We start from the raw sequence: 15,251 nt of genomic DNA on the forward strand, positions 1-15,251 counted from the left end.
ATACAGGGGGATCTCACTCTTTCTATCGGCGCACAGCCGGGGTATCCGTTCCGTTGCCGTCCCAATCCCCGAGGAAGACCGCATCAGCGTGGCGCCCATAGGCAAGAGTTGCTTCAGCATCTCCTCCGGTGAGCTGGTTGCTAATGTGGAAGGTATTTCCGCGGCGCACCGCGAAAGTATCCTTACCATCCCCGTCGAAATCACCCACGAGGACTTCGTCGCCAGCCCGTCCGTAGGAGAATACCTGCTCAGCATTCCCACCGACGAGCGAGTTCTGGACGTAGAAGGTGTTTCCGCGGCGCACCGCGAAAGTATCCTTGCCATCCCCGTCGAAATCACCCACGTAGACTTCGTCGCCAGCCCGTCCGTAAGAGAACACTACGGAAGCAACGGTCGCCGTCCAGTTATTGGAGACGAAGAAGGTATTGCCGTGCGAGGCCGGGGGAGTGGCCGGTTTGCTCGGCTGTTCGCTCGGCTCCACGCTTGGTTCCGGATCTTCGCTCGGCTCGGGTGCCGGGGGTTCGTCCGTCGGCTCCGTGCTCGGAGTAGGAACCGGGGTCGGTTCTGGAACAGGCGTGGGTTCCGGCTTGTCGCTCGGGCTCGGTGCCGGCGCAGTCGGCTCCTCCGAGGGTGTCGGCACCGGGCCTGGCGTGGTCGGATCGACCGTAGGTTCCACGCTCGGAGTCGGTGCAGGAGCCGGAGTTGTCGGCTCGACGCTCGGGCTCGGCGCGGGCGCGGTAGGTTCCGGCTTCTCGCTCGGAGTCGGGTCCGGCGTGGGAGTCGGCTGCGGCGTCGTGCATTCCTTGACGCAGAAGGGCGCCGTCACGAAGGTTTCTTCGCTGGCACTGCGGGTGAAGCCGGGAAGGGTGTCACCGGTCGGCTCAGTCGTTCCGCCGCCGGTACCTTTGACGACCCGCAACTCGAAGACATAGCGCCCCGGGGCGGCCGCGGTGCGCGTCGTCGCCGAAGCAGATTCGAGGTAGGTGCCATCCCAGGCAAAGCGCCCCAGATCGGTACGGCCCACACCGTCCTCACTATGCACCACGTTATTATCCGAAACCGGGGCGCCCTTCGAGCCATCCTCGTTCGCGTGGAAGACCCGGATCTCCAGCTTCTGCACCGGGGAATCAATATGGTATTCCACTACCGGAACCGCGCCGTTGGCGTAGTCCATGGCGTAGGCGAACAGTTCGGAATTGGGAGCATTGGAGTACTGCGCACCCTTATCCAGGCACTCACCCTTGTAGATGGTGGCGGGGTTGGGGCACGCAATGAGCTTCGTCAGCGAAGGCGGATCGTAGGCGAGCAGATTCGCCAGATCCGGGCGCTTTTGGGCGATATCTGGGCGGATGTCCTTGACCTTCCACGTGGTGTGCAGGAATTGTAAGGCGTTTTCGTAATCGCCCTTGAGACCCGCAAAGGGGACCTGGTAGGTGGAATTATCATCGCCGTGCACCACCACATAGCCGCCGTAGATCGCACCCTCGGGCACGTTCGTCGGATCGGTCACGGAAACCTGTACCTGGGCTTCTGCCCCGGGCTGCACCGTTACCTGCGCTGGGCTAATCGCCACCTGGGCATCGGTCCCGTTGTAGCTGGTGAAACGATCATGCGGCCCGCTGGTGGCACGCACGTGGGTATCCGCCGTGAAGGTATAGGTGACAGGCGCTGCGGAGGCGTTGTGCACGGTGAGCGTCGTCGTTTCCTGCACGTCAGAATCGCCCAGAGAAATCTTCGCGGGAGTGATAGCGGTGGGAACTCCGCCGGCATTCGCGCCCGGCTCCGTGACGGCGGTCAAGGCCGCAGGAAGGTTGATGAGGCCGGCGCCCTGGCGGTGCGTGGCAAGCTTCAGGGCATCCGCGCTGCCATCCACGGTCACCAGATCAGCGGTATTCTGCAAAGCCGTGCGCACCTGCGCCGGCGTGAGCTTCGGATTGGCTTGGAGGAGCAAAGCGACACTCCCGGCCACGTGCGGGGCAGCCATCGAGGTACCTGAAATCGTCTTCCACGAGGGCGTCACCTCATCATCGACCGGCCACGCGGAATAGATATTGCCACCCGGGGCGACTACATCCGGCTTGAGCTGGAGATTCGCTGCCAGGCCCCACGAGGAGAAATCGGAAATCTTCCCACCGGTGGGGGAGGCGGCCACTCGCTTCGCGTCCGTCCATTCAAGGCTCGCGTTTCCAGCAGCTGCGGCTTCTTCGAAGCGCTCGCCCTGTTCTTGGGTAACCGCGATGACCGGAATGGTCACGGCCGGACTACCGGCAATGGTTGCGTTGATGGTACCGGGCTGGTTGTTGTAGATGATAACCGCTGCGGCGCCGTCGTCCTGCGCGGCACGCGCCTTCTGGTAGAAGGTCGAGGTTCCGCGCGAGACCAGCACTGCTTTCCCGGTAAACGGTGTTCCAGGCAGATCAACGGCACCGGTTTTTTGCCCTTCGGGATAGGCGACGACGTCGAGCCTACCCGCAGTGGGTACCGCCGGTGATTCCGTTACATTATCGAATCCCTCGGCCGCGCCGTTGAACATAACAACCGGGCGTAGTACGTGGGTATTGTCCACCGAACCCACCGCGATAACCGAGGGGCCCACCGCCGGAGCACTACCGGAGAAAATGCCCTTCGCACCGGAATTACCCTGCGAAGCCGTCACGACCACGCCGGCGGCAACGAGATTTTCCGATGCCACCGCGGTGGGGTAGTTGGGCCAGGTGGCGAAAGCCGCGCCGATAGACATATTGACAACGTCCATCTTGTCGCGCTGAGCGCGTTCGAGAGCGGAAAGAATGACTTCGGAGCTGGTGGAACCCGTGCACCCGAACACTCGGTAAGCACCGATCACAGCATCGGGAGCCACGCCCTTGAACTTGCTTTCCGGGTCATTACCTGCGGCGATACCGGCAACATGCGAACCGTGCCCGCCGCCGGCTCCGCAATCATCGGGAAGAGCATCCGGGTGGGGGACCGGCTGGAAATTCGGGTCACTGCGATCGGTATTAAAGGAATCGCCCACGAAATCGTAGCCGGTCACGATCTTGTCATTGGGGAAAGCACGCTCGCCCTTGACACCATTCCCACCAAAGGCCGGGTGATCAATGGCCACGCCGGAATCGATAATTCCCACGCGCACGCCTTTGCCGGTGACTCCAAATTCTTCATTGGCCACGCTCGCGCCAGTCATCTCCCGCGCAGAATACATATCGGGAGTTTCGCCGGGGCGGTTTATTTCCGCATTCGAGTCCACCTCGGCGGGCCGTTCCACCGTGAGGACCGGGTAAACACCGATGACATTAGCGTCGTTAACGTAGCGCGCGAGTTCCACCGAATCAGCTTCGACGGTCACGCCATTCCACACGTGCTGGTAGGAGGTGTCTACCTCGCCACCGTCATCTTCGACCGTCTGAGTGAATTCCCGCTGTTCACCCGCGATGCGGGCGGAGGAACCACCGCGAATAAGAGGTTCGCTCTTAAGCTCAATAAACCATTTCCCGGTGAAATTCGGATCACTTTCCGCCGCGGCGACCGTAGCACGGATGTCGCGGGGCGCGTGCCCATCCGACTCCGTGGCCACGGCGGTTGCGGGAGCGAGAGCGCCGCCCATGAGTGCGGCACACGCACAGGTGACGCCCAATCGGCGCCAGCGTGGTTGCTCAGCCATACATTTCCTTCCTGATAACTGACCGCAGGCCCGAGCGTGAAGATATGTACCCAGGTCAACGGCATGCCAGCAATTTTGCCGAATATCTTAAATAATCAAAATTGATAGTCCAGAGTGTGAACGACCGGCAGGCAGGGAATGAGAGCAGGGGACGGGTGGGGCTCAACATACGCTTCGCGCGGCGCCGCCAGAGCGTATTTTGACATAATGTACATTATCGGCAAGTAGTGCAAGGGCGCCGGATTCCTGTCCAGCCCCTCTTTAAGGCGTCATGGCGCCCGATTCGGGGACGTAACCACCGGGGCCCGCGGCGTCGTCGTTAATATGGAAACGGAGAAACGTAACGCGAGCAGACACGCTCGCGAGGAAGGACAGCACGATGGCTGAACGTTCGTTGCGCGGCATGCGCATCGGAGCTAATTCGCTCGAAACCGATGACAATGTGGTTTTTGTGGACCGCCAGCAGGTGAAATACCGCTGCAAGAACGGCCACGAATTTGGCGTGGCGATGGCGGTGGACGCCGAAGTTCCTACCGCGTGGACCTGCCGCTGCGGCGTGGAAGCTGAGCTCATCGAAGGCGAAGGCGTGGACGACCGCAAGCCACCCAAGCCGGTGCGGACCCACTGGGATATGCTCCTGGAACGCCGCAACGAAGATGAGCTCAAGGTGCTGCTGGAAGAACGCCTCGAGCTGCTGCGTGAAGGCAAGCTGCGGCTGCGGCGCAATCGCTAATCGCGCTCAGTTCCGCGGCGTGCCGGCCGCGCGCTTCAGATTCGCGGCGCTGTACTCCACTACCGCGCCGCTCAGTCCCGCGGCCGGCGCAGCTGAGTAACCACGCGTTTCGCGAGATTGCCCAGCTGCCACCCCCGCCGCGTGACGCCCATCACCGTGGTGCGCTTGAGGGATTCAGTGAAGACCGAGCCGGAGAGCTTCGACTCCCCCGCCTCGCGCTCCGAAAAAGTGATGGGCATTTCAACGATATGGCCCCCGCAGCGCGCCACGTGATCCGTCATATCGGTCTGGAAGAAATAGCCACGCGCTTCCACGGTGTCCAGGTTGAGGCGCTCGAGGATATCCGTGCGGTAGACGCGGTAGCCCGCGGTGGCGTCGCGCACCGGCAGCCCGAGCATCCCTTGAATATAAAGGTTACCCAGGCGCGAAAGCGCCTCCCGGGGCTTGGACCAGCCGTCAATTTTCCCGCCCCGCACGTAGCGCGAACCGATGACCAAATCCGGCGCATCGGACATCGCGGCGCGTTCGAGCAGCAAGGGCAGCTGTTCGGGATGATGCGAACCATCGGCGTCCATCTCCACCACGTGGCTGTAGCCGCGCTCCATGGCCCAGCCGAAAGCCGCGATATAGGCCCGCCCGAGCCCGTCTTTTTCGGTGCGGTGCAGCACGTGGATGTGCTCATCGCGCCCGGCCAGCTCATCTGCGATCTTCCCGGTACCGTCCGGTGAATTATCATCAACCACGAGGATATCCGCCTCGGGTACGGCCCGCCGGGCCCGCTCAATGATCCGCGGAAGATTCTCCGCCTCGTTGTACGTGGGAATCGTGATGAGAACGTGCACGACTAACCTTTCTTCCAGCGCAGCCTTGCGTACCACACCCATGCTATACCGCCAGCCGCGGCCGCCGCAGCCAGAAGTCCGTCCCGGTAGTACGGGTAGAAACGCGCCGCCGGCGTGAGACCTTCGTGCAGGGCGACCGTGGTGGTATGCGCTGCTTGCGTCCACGGTTCGGTGCGTTCGCGTACCGCACCATTTGTTTCGACGACGCCGGAAATTCCCACGGTGGAAACCTGGAGCGCAATACGCTGGTATTCGACCGCCCGGAAACGAACCATATCGAATTGTTGGGCCGATTCGGCACTATCCCCGAATGACGCATTATTGGTGGCCACCACATAAAGTTGGGCGCCCTGGCGGATTGCCTCAGATCCTACATCTCCCAGCGCCACTTCGAAACAAATGGGTGTGGCCAGGCGCACGGTAGTACCCTGCGCGCCCGTGGTGCCGGTTTCGCCACCGGCGGGGCTCTCTGCCGGGGCTGGCTCCTCCACTGGCGCGCGCTCCCCCACCGGAATATCAAGAACCGCCGGTGTGGTGCCGGCCCGCATATCAACGGAGACCAGATCAACGGCGGAGCTGAATTTGCGGAAGAAATCCCGGTAGGGCATATATTCCCCGAAGGGAACCGGATGCTGCTTGCTGTAAACAGCGCTTACCTCTCCCCCGGTCTCCGTGGGCAGGTAGACAACAAGGTCATTGGTACGGCTGACTGCTTGCCCGGTGGCATCGCGCTCATAGGATTGGGTACCCAAGAGCAGCGGGACACCCAGGTAGGTGGAGGTTTCGCTGACCAGGGCGCGGGCGCGCGGGTGTTCGCGAATATCGTGGTCGGAGGCGGATTCCGGCCATACCACCAGGTCCACATCCCCCGGGGTAATTGCGCGGGTGGCGGCGCTGAGATTCTCGGTCACGGTGAGAGCTTGATCGCGGCCCTCGGGAAGGCTGCCCGCCCGCGGGACGATCCCCTGCGCGTAGCCGATGCGCAGCGAACCGGTGGGCGCGGTGGCGGGAAGCGGAAGCGCCCAGGGTAGGGCGAAGAGTAGTGCTGCGCTGAGGGCTAGACTCGCCCCCGCGAAGAGCCGCCCGCTGCGCACTCGCATCAGGGCCAGGCTGAGGGCGGCCCCGCAGATGACCACCGCGGCGGAGACCAGCATGGTGGAACCCCAGGGCGCTAGCCGCACCAGCGGGCTATCTACCTGGGAAAAGGCGAGGGTTCCCCAGGCGATCCCGCCGAAGGGCCACAGGGAGCGGGCCAGTTCCGCGCCCGCCCACACCAGGGCTACCGCGGAGAGGTAGATAAGCGGGCAGCGGGTCCAGCGCGCCCGGCACATAGCGCTCCAGGTGGCCACTACCAGCCCGGTAAACAGTGCTTGCGAAAAAGCGAGGGCGAGTTGGGGGATAAGATCCCCGGAGGCTTCCCCGGCCCAGGAAAAATGCAGGGAGAAAAATATGAATCCGGAAAGGAGTCCGTATCCGAAGCCGGCACTGGGGCGGCAGTGTGCCGCAACGAGGAGAAGCAAGGCGATGCTCACTGGTGCGAGGATCCCGTAGCTCAGGGGCGGGAAGGATGTGAAAAGCCCGAGCCCGGCCAGTACCGCGCCGCACAGCCGTAAAAGAGCACCGCTCACATGAGCTCCGATCGCCGCATGAGGTCACGAGCCTGGCGCGCGATATCGCTCAGCCAGGTTCCTTCGGTTGCTACCGTGACCTGCCCGAGGATATCGATAATACGGCGTGCGGCGGAGATGAAATCCCCTGCGGTCATGTGGGCTGATTCTAGGCAGGCTTCCAAGCCCACTCCCCCGGCCCAGGCCGCGAACACGTCCGCGCAGCCCGGGCTCAGATCCGGGGTGCGCGTAATCCCGTATTGAAGCTCCAGGGATTGCAGGTACTGGACTTCCGCGCGCGCTACGCGGGCGGTATCAACAAGCCGGGCCTCGCGCGGCAGCGCACTTCCCAGGCGGTCATCGGCCAAAAACATGGAGACCCATCCAGCTAGGGCCGGCGCGTCCAGGCTGCCTTCGGGGAGTTGCGCCAAGCACTGGTACATGAGCAGGTCGGCGTCGGTGTGCAATTCGCGTAATTGCGCGGCGCCCGGGCCCATGCGGATCGCGTCATTATCGCCCTGGAGCACCCCCACTTCGCGTAAGACGGCAGCCGTGGCATCAAATTCCCGCCCGGCCGAATCGGTGAAGGCGGCGATGCGCTGATCGAGTTCTTCAATGCGGTGGTGCAGCGAGATCCACGTTTGGGCCTCGTCGAGGTGGGCGTACAGATGCGGGCAGGATGCCACCGGATGCGCGGCGACTTTAGGATCGCGCGGGGTGGCGAAACGCGCCCAGGATGCCAGCAGGTCCCGGTCGATGCCCAGATCGGCGCGCCCACCCACCAGGTCGAGGATATCTTCGGCGATCTGTTCGCGCACCGCCGGCTTTTTGGTGGACATGCCGAAAGGCACCGTGACCGGGCCAATTTCCCGCATTTCCGAGGCGAGGGAATCTTCATATAGCCAGGCCAGGTCCCCGAACCAATCGATCACGCGCACGCGGTCCGGAGCGGCAGAAAGCACCAGGGCGTAAACGAGATCGGTGCTAATCGCGTAGGCGTACACGTAGCCCTGGCGCACGGCCGCGAAGCTCTTTGCGATGCGCTCCCGATAGCGCCGTTTCGCGGCTTTACGTTCGGCTTTCGCGGCCCGCCCGGCATTGCCGCGCAAGCGCAGGTAGTCAAGCAGATCACCGCGCGAGCAACTCAAGCGGGTTTCTTCGGTCTCCACCCGGCGTTGAATCCGGGCGCGCCGCGCCGCCAGGCCACCCAGCTCCGCATTGCGTTGGAATTGCGCGAAGGAGCGACCCATCAGATCACGCGCCGCCGCGTAGCTCATGCGAGCCAGCAGATTCGTCACGGTGTTATAGGAGGGCTGGAAAGCGGATATGAGTGGCTCCACCCGCCCCGAAGCCAGATCAGCCAGATGTTCCGGATCGGTTTCCGCATCAGCGAGGACCACCCCGTAGCCCACGGTATCGCGCCCGCGCCGCCCGGCCCGCCCGATGAGCTGGGTGTATTCGGTGGCGCTCAGATCCACGAAACCGTGCCCGTCCCAACGCTGAAGCTCCTCCAGAACCACCGTACGCACCGGCATATCGATACCGAGGGCCAGGGTGCCGGTGGCGTAAACGATGCTCAGGAGCCCGCGTTCCATGAGCCGCTCAGTTAGCTCTTTAATCGCGGGGAAAACCCCGGCGTGGTGGGCCCCGTAGCCGCGCTCCAGCGCCGCGGCAGCCCGCTCAAAATGCACGGCGCGCCGATCTGATTCCGTGAGCGTTTCGCGCAGGGCCGCGATTTCTTGTTTAATCTCCGCGCGTTGGGCGCGGGTGGTGAGGACCTCGTTATGGCGCAGCAAAGCTTCAACCGCTTTATCGCAGCCTTTGCGGGAAAAAATAAATTCGATAGCCGGGAGCATGCCCCGCTCGCCGAGCTTGTCGATAATGGCACGGCGTTCACGATCCGATACCCGTTTCTTGCGTTCCGCACTGCGCCGATCCAGCGCATTGACGAGGGCCGGATCGGGCTCCAGAGTATTCGCGTGGTAGAGCGGGAAGAGTTTGCGGCCTACATTAACGTATTGCGCGAGGGGAACGGGCCGTTTCGTGGATACCACGACGTCCGTTGGCCCGCGCACGGAGCGCATCCACGCCGCGAGTTCCTCAGTATTGGCCACCGTGGCGGAGAGCGCCGCCAAACGCACGTGATCGGGCAGCGATAAAATCGTTTCTTCCCATACCGGCCCGCGATCAGGATCGGCCAAAAAATGCACTTCGTCCAGAACCGCGTAGCCCACGTCAAGGATATCCGGGGATTCGTGCAGCAGCATATTGCGCAGCACTTCGGTGGTCACCACCAGAATCTGCGCCTCGCGATTAATACTCTGGTCCCCGGTGAGCAGCCCCACCTGCTCCTCGCCGATCTCGCGCGCCAATTCAGCGTATTTTTGGTTGGAGAGCGCTTTTATCGGTGCGGTATAGATACATTTTTTCGACGACGCTAAAGCCAGATACACGGCGTAGTGGGCCACCACTGTTTTCCCCGAACCGGTAGGTGCGCATACCAGCACATCATGGCCGCGTCCCAGAGCCGCGCAGGCCTCCAGCTGGAAATCATCGAGGTGGATCCCGCGGCTAGCGTAGCTTTCCCGATAGTCCTCGAGTAGCAGATCCGTCATTGCTCCCCCTCCGGTGTGCTTTCCGGTGTATGTTCACGGATGGCCGGCGTAGCGGCGGCGTCGCCCTCCTGCGCGCGTAAACGCGCGCAATAATCCGCCACCGCGCGCGCAACTTCCGGTGGTTCTAGGGCGATCACGTCGTCAATTTGCACGAGGAGTGAGACGAGCCAGGGAAGGGAGCGGGCGCGGACCTCAATGGTGAGCAGCTCCTCGCCGTCACGCGCGTTCGCGATGCCGTGCGCATTCGCGTTGCCGTGATCTTCATTCGACTCCCCGCGCGCATTCGTGGTGCTGAGCGCGTTGCCCTCGCCACGCGCATTCGCGGTGCTGAGTTCATCATTCGCTTCGCGCAGGCGTGCGCCGGGCAGGGTTTCCGCCACCCAGCGTGAGGCTCCGGTGACGGTGATGCGCACATCCGTGCCGCTCGGCTCCCAGGTATTTTCCCCGCGGGAACGCTGTGCTTTCTCGTTTTTCTCCACCTCGGCGAGCGCCCGGCGAGCCGCCGCGCGTTCCGACCTGCTGAGCTTCGCGCCGGGGCGGGCCGCGGTGATGCGATCCAGGCGGAAATGACGCAGGCCCTGCTCGGTGAGGGCGCGCAGCAGCGGGGCATCACCGGCCAGGATGACGAGGGGAATAACGTGTTCGCGCCCGGCCCGCGCGTGCGGAAGCGGATCGCTGAGCGCGCGTTCGTAGCTGAAATCGAGGTAGCAGCCACCTTCGAGGGCGGCGTGTACGGCCTCCATGGTGGCCGCATCGGCGGCCGGGCGGGTGGGCGGCCAGAGCGCGCCTTCGTATCCGGCTTCGCGTACCGCCTCCCCCAGTGCGGCGCGGGTGGCAGTGAGGGTCGCGGCGGCCGGCCCGGGGGCGGTCACATCCCGGGCGGCGTCAAGCAGCGCGGCCACCACCATAGCATCGTCCAGGGTGAAGGGAATAACCGGGTCGTCGGTCATGGAGCGCAGGTAGACGCGGCTCTCCGGGCCGGCCACAGTATTCGCCTCCGCCATGTTTTCCGGCAGCTCCGTACTACCCGAACGGCCCGCGGTATCCGCCGGCGCCGTGCTCCCCGCGCAAGCACCGCGTTCGGGCAGCTCCAATTCGAAGGGGACATCAAAATCAGCGGTTTCGGCCAGATTGGCATCCCAAAGATAGTCCAGAGTGCGTTTCCAGGAGGGGAACTGGAAATGGGTGGTGAGCTCGGCCAAAGTGGCGCCCTGGGGGCGTTCATGCAGGTAGATCAGCATCCCGAGGGTGGTGACGATATCGGCACTCATCGCGCTCCTCCCGCCTCCAGCGCGGTGGCTTCACCCAGGTTAATGAGATTGTTCACCCGGCGCTCCCATTCTTCGCGCAGTTCACTAGGTGCGGCCAGGCGTACATCCACCCCGTAAAAAGCCAGGTATTCGAAAATACGATTAAGGCCCACGGTGGAGAATCGGTAGGCCGTCCAACCCGCGGGGGCCGGTGCGTGCGCGGGATCTGGCGTATCTGCTAGAGCTGGCACATCCGCTGCAGCCGGCGCACCTGCTACAGCCGGAGCATCCGCGCAGCTGAATTTCTCCCCGCGGGCGGCAAGGCCGGCCGCGGCGCCGTCGCGAATATGCAGAATAATATCCACATCAAAATGCTCCCCGCTCACCTCCCCGCGCGGGAACTCACACCGCTCACCCACGCTGAGGGTTCCGGAAATCACGCGGCTAAGACGGAAAGTGCGCTCAGCCCAGGAGCCGAAATCCTTACCGCCGCTCTCCCGCGAGCGTGCCAGCCCGGAAACATAGAACATGCCGTAGTGCTCAGCGAAGTTCCACGGCTCTACCTCATAATGTTTGACCCGGTCAGCACCCCTGCGATAATCAAAGCTGACCCGGCGGCGGTACTGCAAGGCACGCGCAACCACCCGTGCTGCCGCGCCGCCCGGAATCCGGACGCGCAGGTGGGTGGGGACTGCGGCGTCGCCGTTTTCCGGAGGTGCGCCCGCAAGAAGTTTCGCCACCCCCAGGCGCGCCGATTCGCCTTGGGGATCGCCCGCGTCGATACTGGAGCGCAGGGCGTGGAGCACCCCGGCCCCGATGCCGGTGACCCGCGCGAGCACCGGCGCCGCGGAATCGTATGAATAACGCCACTGGTCGTCAAAAATAATGGGATATCCGGCTTCGCGCAGCGCGTCAATATCGCGTTGGAAGGTGCGCAGATCGATTCCCGCCTCGGCGTAGGCCGGGATGCGCTCCATGAGTTCGGCCGCGGTGAGGAAACTGCCGCGGCGAATCGTGTGGAGGAGCGCGAGCTGGCGTTCGCGGTGCCGGCGTGTCTCTTTCTGCTTCACGTACCCAGCCTAGCCGACGGTAGAGTTAAAGCCGTGATGATGTGGCGCAGAGGGAAAATTCTTTCCCTGGGGAAAACATGGCGCGGGGCGCGCGAAGCCGAGGTCGAGCTTGAGGACGGCAGTCGCGCTCGGGCGCTTGCCTATCCCGATCTTGTGGGCGAACCGGCCGCCGGTGATACCGTGCTGCTCCAGGCGAGTGCCGCCGCGCGCGGGCTGGGCACCGGCGGGTATTTCTTCGTGTGCGCGATTCCCGAGCGGCTCCCCGCCGACTCCCCCACGCCCGGCCATATCGTCAAGGCCCGCTACACGCCGCTCCAGTACCTCACCCTGGGTGTGGATGAACAGAATTCCCCGTACCACGAGCTGCTGCGCGAGGCCGATTCCATTGCCGGGATGCCGGTGGTGGCTGCGGATTTGCATTCGGCGCTTCCCGCCATTGTTGCCGGGGTGCGTGCGCGCGTGCCGGAGGCGCGTATTGCGTATGTGATGGACGACGGCGGAGCTCTGCCAGCGTGGTTCTCCCGCACCGCTGCGCAATTGGAAGATCTCGGCCTTATCCTGGGCACAATTTCGTGCGGGCAGGCCTTCGGGGGGAAGCTCGAAGCTGTCACGATCTACACTGCCTTGCTGGCGGCGCGCCTGGTGTGGCAGGCCGATGTAGCCGTGGTGGCACAAGGGCCGGGGAATTTAGGCACGGATACCCGATGGGGATTTTCTGGCACGCGCGTCGGTGAGCATCTCAATGCCGCGGATACCCTGGGAGGAATCCCGATTGCGGCCTTGCGCATGTCGAGCGCGGATCAGCGGGAGCGCCACCTGGGGCTTTCCCATCACAGCGTGACCGCCTTGAGGCGGGTGGCGCGCTGCCGGGTAAGCTGCCCGGTGCCGGTGCTGGGTGAGGATGCGCTCTCCCGCGCGGTTCCCGCTGAGGTGGGAGTGCGGCTGACCGAGCAACTGGACGAGCTTTTCCAGGCCCCGCACCTAGAGCGCGTGGACGTGGAGGTGGATGCGGTGGCGAGCGCCCTCGCGAACTTCCCGGTACGGCTGTCTACGATGGGGCGTTCGCTCACCGAAGATCCCCTCAATTTCTTAGCGGCCAGCGCGGCCGGCTACGCGGCTGGGGAGCTAGTGGCGCGGGCGAGGTGAGCTACATGCCCGAGGTGACCCGCGCGGCCGGTGGGCCGGTGGCGCGCAGCTGCGTCGTGATTGCCCTAGCAATTCCTGAGGACTGATGTGAGGCGACCTTAGCGGTTGCCGGGTATGCGCTTCTTGGGCGAAGGATACGTGCGGAACATCCGCAAACCTCCTAGATCGTGCGTGACAAACACCCAACTGGGTGCTTCGCATATCTAGTGTGCGCAACTGTTCGGGTTTTGTGTGGGGTACGAAAAACACCCGCCTTGGCTGGGTCAAGGCGGGTGTTTTTCGTACATGAGGGCTAAGGGCAACGCCAGGCGTTACCCTTCGTATCAAGCTGCCAACAATCGTCAGTGCCGTTAGGCTCCCAAGACTCCACCCATCGCCCACCGCCACTATTCACCGCAGGTTCCGGCGCAGCTGGTGCCTCATAGACAGGCTCGGGCGCGGGTGCTTCATAAGCCGGCTCGGAATAGCTCTCATCGCCGCCGCTATAACCAGCATCCCCACTTACCTCAGCGCGGCTGTCGCTGGCCGGGGCATCCGCAGCCGGTGCTTCAGGTGCAGGAGCCGCAGCGGCCACGCGCGCCTTGACAGCCTCGGTCTTGGACTTGGCTTCGGGCAGCTTCAAGCCGGCCCCTCGCAGGCTGTCGCATTCGGGGTCGAGGCTGGCCGGGCACTCCTTATCCAGGTAGGTGGCTACGGCGTTGGCCTGTTCGGTAGTCATCTTCTTCGAAAGCTCGGCCAGCTCACCCGCGAGCTTCTCGCGCTTGGTAGTAGCTTCTTTTACCTTGGCCGCGTCTTTGCCCGGCTTTTCGGCCAGCCCGGCCTTAGCATCCGCGACCGCCTTTTCCAGGGCGGAACAGGTTTCAGCGTCCCCGCCGTTATCGGTGCAGCCAGCGGTATCCACACCGGACACCACTTTTTCCAGGGCTGTACCAGCCTTGGTGTAGGCGGCCGTAGCTTCATCGAGCGCTTTAGCGCGGTTGTTATGGGCCACAACCGCCCATAGGCCAGCCCCCAGCAGCACTACAGCCATAACGCCGGCAATAATCGCCGCGATCTTCTTCCGGGACATCTTTGATTTTCCTCTATATTTATGCACCGTGCTTTGGTTACCAGAATAGCGGTGCGCGGTAGGGTATAGGCGGCTAACACCAACCTCGTTCCAGCGGACTCGGCCAGCTACGCGGCCGGGGAGCTGGTGGCGCGGGCACGGCCGAGGTGAGCTGCATGCCCGAGGTGAGCTGCGCGCCTGATGGGCCGGTGGCGCGCAGCTGCGTCGTCGTTCTTAATGCGCGCTACCAACGGTCAGATCAACGAAAGCATCGGCCGCAGCGACCGGTTCGCGCAAGAGCTTCTCGGACATGAACGCGGCCATCGCCTCCCAACGCTGCGCGTCCTGCACCCCGAGCGGAGTGCGCCCGGCGTAAAGCTCAATGGTATTCGCGAGGACTTTCTCAGCCGCGGCCGCGTTATCCGCTTCGCGCAGAGCCGGCACATGCTTTGCTGTGATCTCCACGGTTTCCTTCGGGTTGCTGCGCGCGAAGTTCACCGCGCGGTCAAGAGCTGCGAGCATGCGGGTGAAATCATCGCGATGGGCATCCGCGGTGGAGCGCAGCGAACCGAGCCCCACGCCCACGAGCGGCAGCCCGCCCGGGAGCATCTCGATAGTGCGCACCGGCACCCCCTGGCGTTCCACGCTGGGAACATCGGAGTTACGGAAGCCGATAATCGCGTCCACTTCCCCGCTGGCCAGGGCCGCGGCCTGGGTGTAACCGATGTAGTTCACGCTAATATCCGATTCACTCCAGTTGTGGGCGGCCATGAGCGCCTGGAGCGCATAGTAGTTTTCCCCATACGGGCCGGGCAGCCCGACGCGGCGGCCGGCCAGGTCAGCGGCGCTCTTGATCGGGGAATCAGCCGGCACGATGAGCGTGACGGGGTAATCCTGGTACATCGTGGCCCAATTGACCACGTTGATGCCGTTGGAGCGGCCTTCCATCATTTCATCGCCGCCCGCGAAGACCACATCCTCGCTGCCGCTGGAAAGCGCGCCGAGGAGGGATTCTTGGGCGCCGTGGTGACGCAGCGTGATATCAAGCCCGGCCTCGCGGAAATAACCCTGGTCTTCGGCCACGTAGAAGGGCGCGAATTGGATATCGGGAACATAGGTGAGGCCAACGGTGAGGGAAGCGGAGGCGCTCGCGGTAGTTGGCTGCACGGCGGCGGGCGAGGTGCTTTCACCGTTTTTATCCGCGCCACCTCCCGCACATCCGGCCAAGCCGAGGGTAGCTGCCGCGAGTGTGGCAATGAGTCGTTTCATGGGTGTCCTT

10 protein-coding genes are annotated in these 15,251 nt (G+C 63.7%); 2 read left to right on the forward strand and 8 right to left on the reverse strand.

Features of this window, described 5'->3' with window-relative positions; translation table 11 throughout:
- Window positions 1-22: 22 nt before the first annotated feature.
- Window positions 23-3,661, reverse strand: coding sequence for a S8 family serine peptidase (locus ACRQDJ_RS03035; RefSeq protein WP_435717773.1), 3,639 nt, complete (start codon window positions 3,659-3,661; stop codon window positions 23-25).
- Between the two features lie 379 nt (window positions 3,662-4,040).
- On the opposite strand from ACRQDJ_RS03035, the gene ACRQDJ_RS03040 reads away from it, so the two are divergent.
- Complete coding sequence (locus ACRQDJ_RS03040; protein WP_016442806.1) at window positions 4,041-4,394, forward strand: RNA polymerase-binding protein RbpA; 354 nt, start codon at window positions 4,041-4,043, stop codon at window positions 4,392-4,394.
- A gap of 71 nt (window positions 4,395-4,465) precedes the next feature.
- On the opposite strand, the gene ACRQDJ_RS03045 is transcribed toward ACRQDJ_RS03040, so the two are convergent.
- The 5 genes from ACRQDJ_RS03045 to ACRQDJ_RS03065 are packed head-to-tail and all read right to left on the reverse strand — an operon-like array spanning window position 4,466 to window position 11,778.
- On the reverse strand, window positions 4,466-5,236 hold the full coding sequence (locus ACRQDJ_RS03045; protein ID WP_435717774.1) for a polyprenol monophosphomannose synthase: 771 nt from the start codon (window positions 5,234-5,236) through the stop codon (window positions 4,466-4,468).
- 2 nt (window positions 5,237-5,238) lie between these two features.
- Window positions 5,239-6,864 carry an apolipoprotein N-acyltransferase gene (gene lnt, locus ACRQDJ_RS03050; protein ID WP_435717775.1) on the reverse strand — a complete coding sequence of 542 codons (1,626 nt, stop codon included), beginning with the start codon at window positions 6,862-6,864 and terminating at the stop codon, window positions 5,239-5,241.
- Complete coding sequence (locus ACRQDJ_RS03055; protein WP_435706577.1) at window positions 6,861-9,458, reverse strand: DEAD/DEAH box helicase; 2,598 nt, start codon at window positions 9,456-9,458, stop codon at window positions 6,861-6,863. The genes lnt and ACRQDJ_RS03055 overlap by 4 nt, the downstream gene beginning before the upstream one ends.
- Window positions 9,455-10,729 carry a WYL domain-containing protein gene (locus tag ACRQDJ_RS03060; RefSeq protein ID WP_284896414.1) on the reverse strand — a complete coding sequence of 425 codons (1,275 nt, stop codon included), beginning with the start codon at window positions 10,727-10,729 and terminating at the stop codon, window positions 9,455-9,457. The genes ACRQDJ_RS03055 and ACRQDJ_RS03060 overlap by 4 nt, the downstream gene beginning before the upstream one ends.
- On the reverse strand, window positions 10,726-11,778 hold the full coding sequence (locus ACRQDJ_RS03065; RefSeq protein ID WP_284896413.1) for a helix-turn-helix transcriptional regulator: 1,053 nt from the start codon (window positions 11,776-11,778) through the stop codon (window positions 10,726-10,728). Before ACRQDJ_RS03065 ends, ACRQDJ_RS03060 begins: the two co-directional genes overlap by 4 nt.
- A 36-nt stretch (window positions 11,779-11,814) precedes the next feature.
- Between ACRQDJ_RS03065 and ACRQDJ_RS03070 the strand changes: the two genes are divergently transcribed.
- Window positions 11,815-12,924 carry a DUF3866 family protein gene (locus tag ACRQDJ_RS03070; protein WP_435717776.1) on the forward strand — a complete coding sequence of 370 codons (1,110 nt, stop codon included), beginning with the start codon at window positions 11,815-11,817 and terminating at the stop codon, window positions 12,922-12,924.
- A gap of 292 nt (window positions 12,925-13,216) precedes the next feature.
- Here the strand turns inward: ACRQDJ_RS03070 and ACRQDJ_RS03075 are convergent, their stop codons facing one another.
- Together ACRQDJ_RS03075 and ACRQDJ_RS03080 are read right to left on the reverse strand one after the other, a co-directional pair.
- Complete coding sequence (locus ACRQDJ_RS03075; protein ID WP_284903298.1) at window positions 13,217-13,993, reverse strand: hypothetical protein; 777 nt, start codon at window positions 13,991-13,993, stop codon at window positions 13,217-13,219.
- 213 nt (window positions 13,994-14,206) lie between these two features.
- Window positions 14,207-15,241 (reverse strand): ABC transporter substrate-binding protein, encoded by a 1,035-nt coding sequence (locus ACRQDJ_RS03080; RefSeq protein WP_435717777.1) that lies wholly within the window; start codon window positions 15,239-15,241, stop codon window positions 14,207-14,209.
- Window positions 15,242-15,251: the final 10 nt, after the last annotated feature.

This window comes from Actinotignum urematis (genome assembly GCF_051264595.1).
Classification (GTDB): domain Bacteria; phylum Actinomycetota; class Actinomycetes; order Actinomycetales; family Actinomycetaceae; genus Actinotignum; species Actinotignum timonense_A.

Coding starts and splice junctions, on each gene's coding strand:
- ACRQDJ_RS03035 (WP_435717773.1), bottom strand. CDS start 3,661: ATGGCTGAGCAACCACGCTGGCGCCGATTGGGCGTCACCTGTGCGTGT.
- ACRQDJ_RS03040 (WP_016442806.1), top strand. CDS start 4,041: ATGGCTGAACGTTCGTTGCGCGGCATGCGCATCGGAGCTAATTCGCTC.
- ACRQDJ_RS03055 (WP_435706577.1), bottom strand. CDS start 9,458: ATGACGGATCTGCTACTCGAGGACTATCGGGAAAGCTACGCTAGCCGC.
- ACRQDJ_RS03060 (WP_284896414.1), bottom strand. CDS start 10,729: ATGAGTGCCGATATCGTCACCACCCTCGGGATGCTGATCTACCTGCAT.
- ACRQDJ_RS03070 (WP_435717776.1), top strand. CDS start 11,815: ATGATGTGGCGCAGAGGGAAAATTCTTTCCCTGGGGAAAACATGGCGC.
- ACRQDJ_RS03075 (WP_284903298.1), bottom strand. CDS start 13,993: ATGTCCCGGAAGAAGATCGCGGCGATTATTGCCGGCGTTATGGCTGTA.
- ACRQDJ_RS03080 (WP_435717777.1), bottom strand. CDS start 15,241: ATGAAACGACTCATTGCCACACTCGCGGCAGCTACCCTCGGCTTGGCC.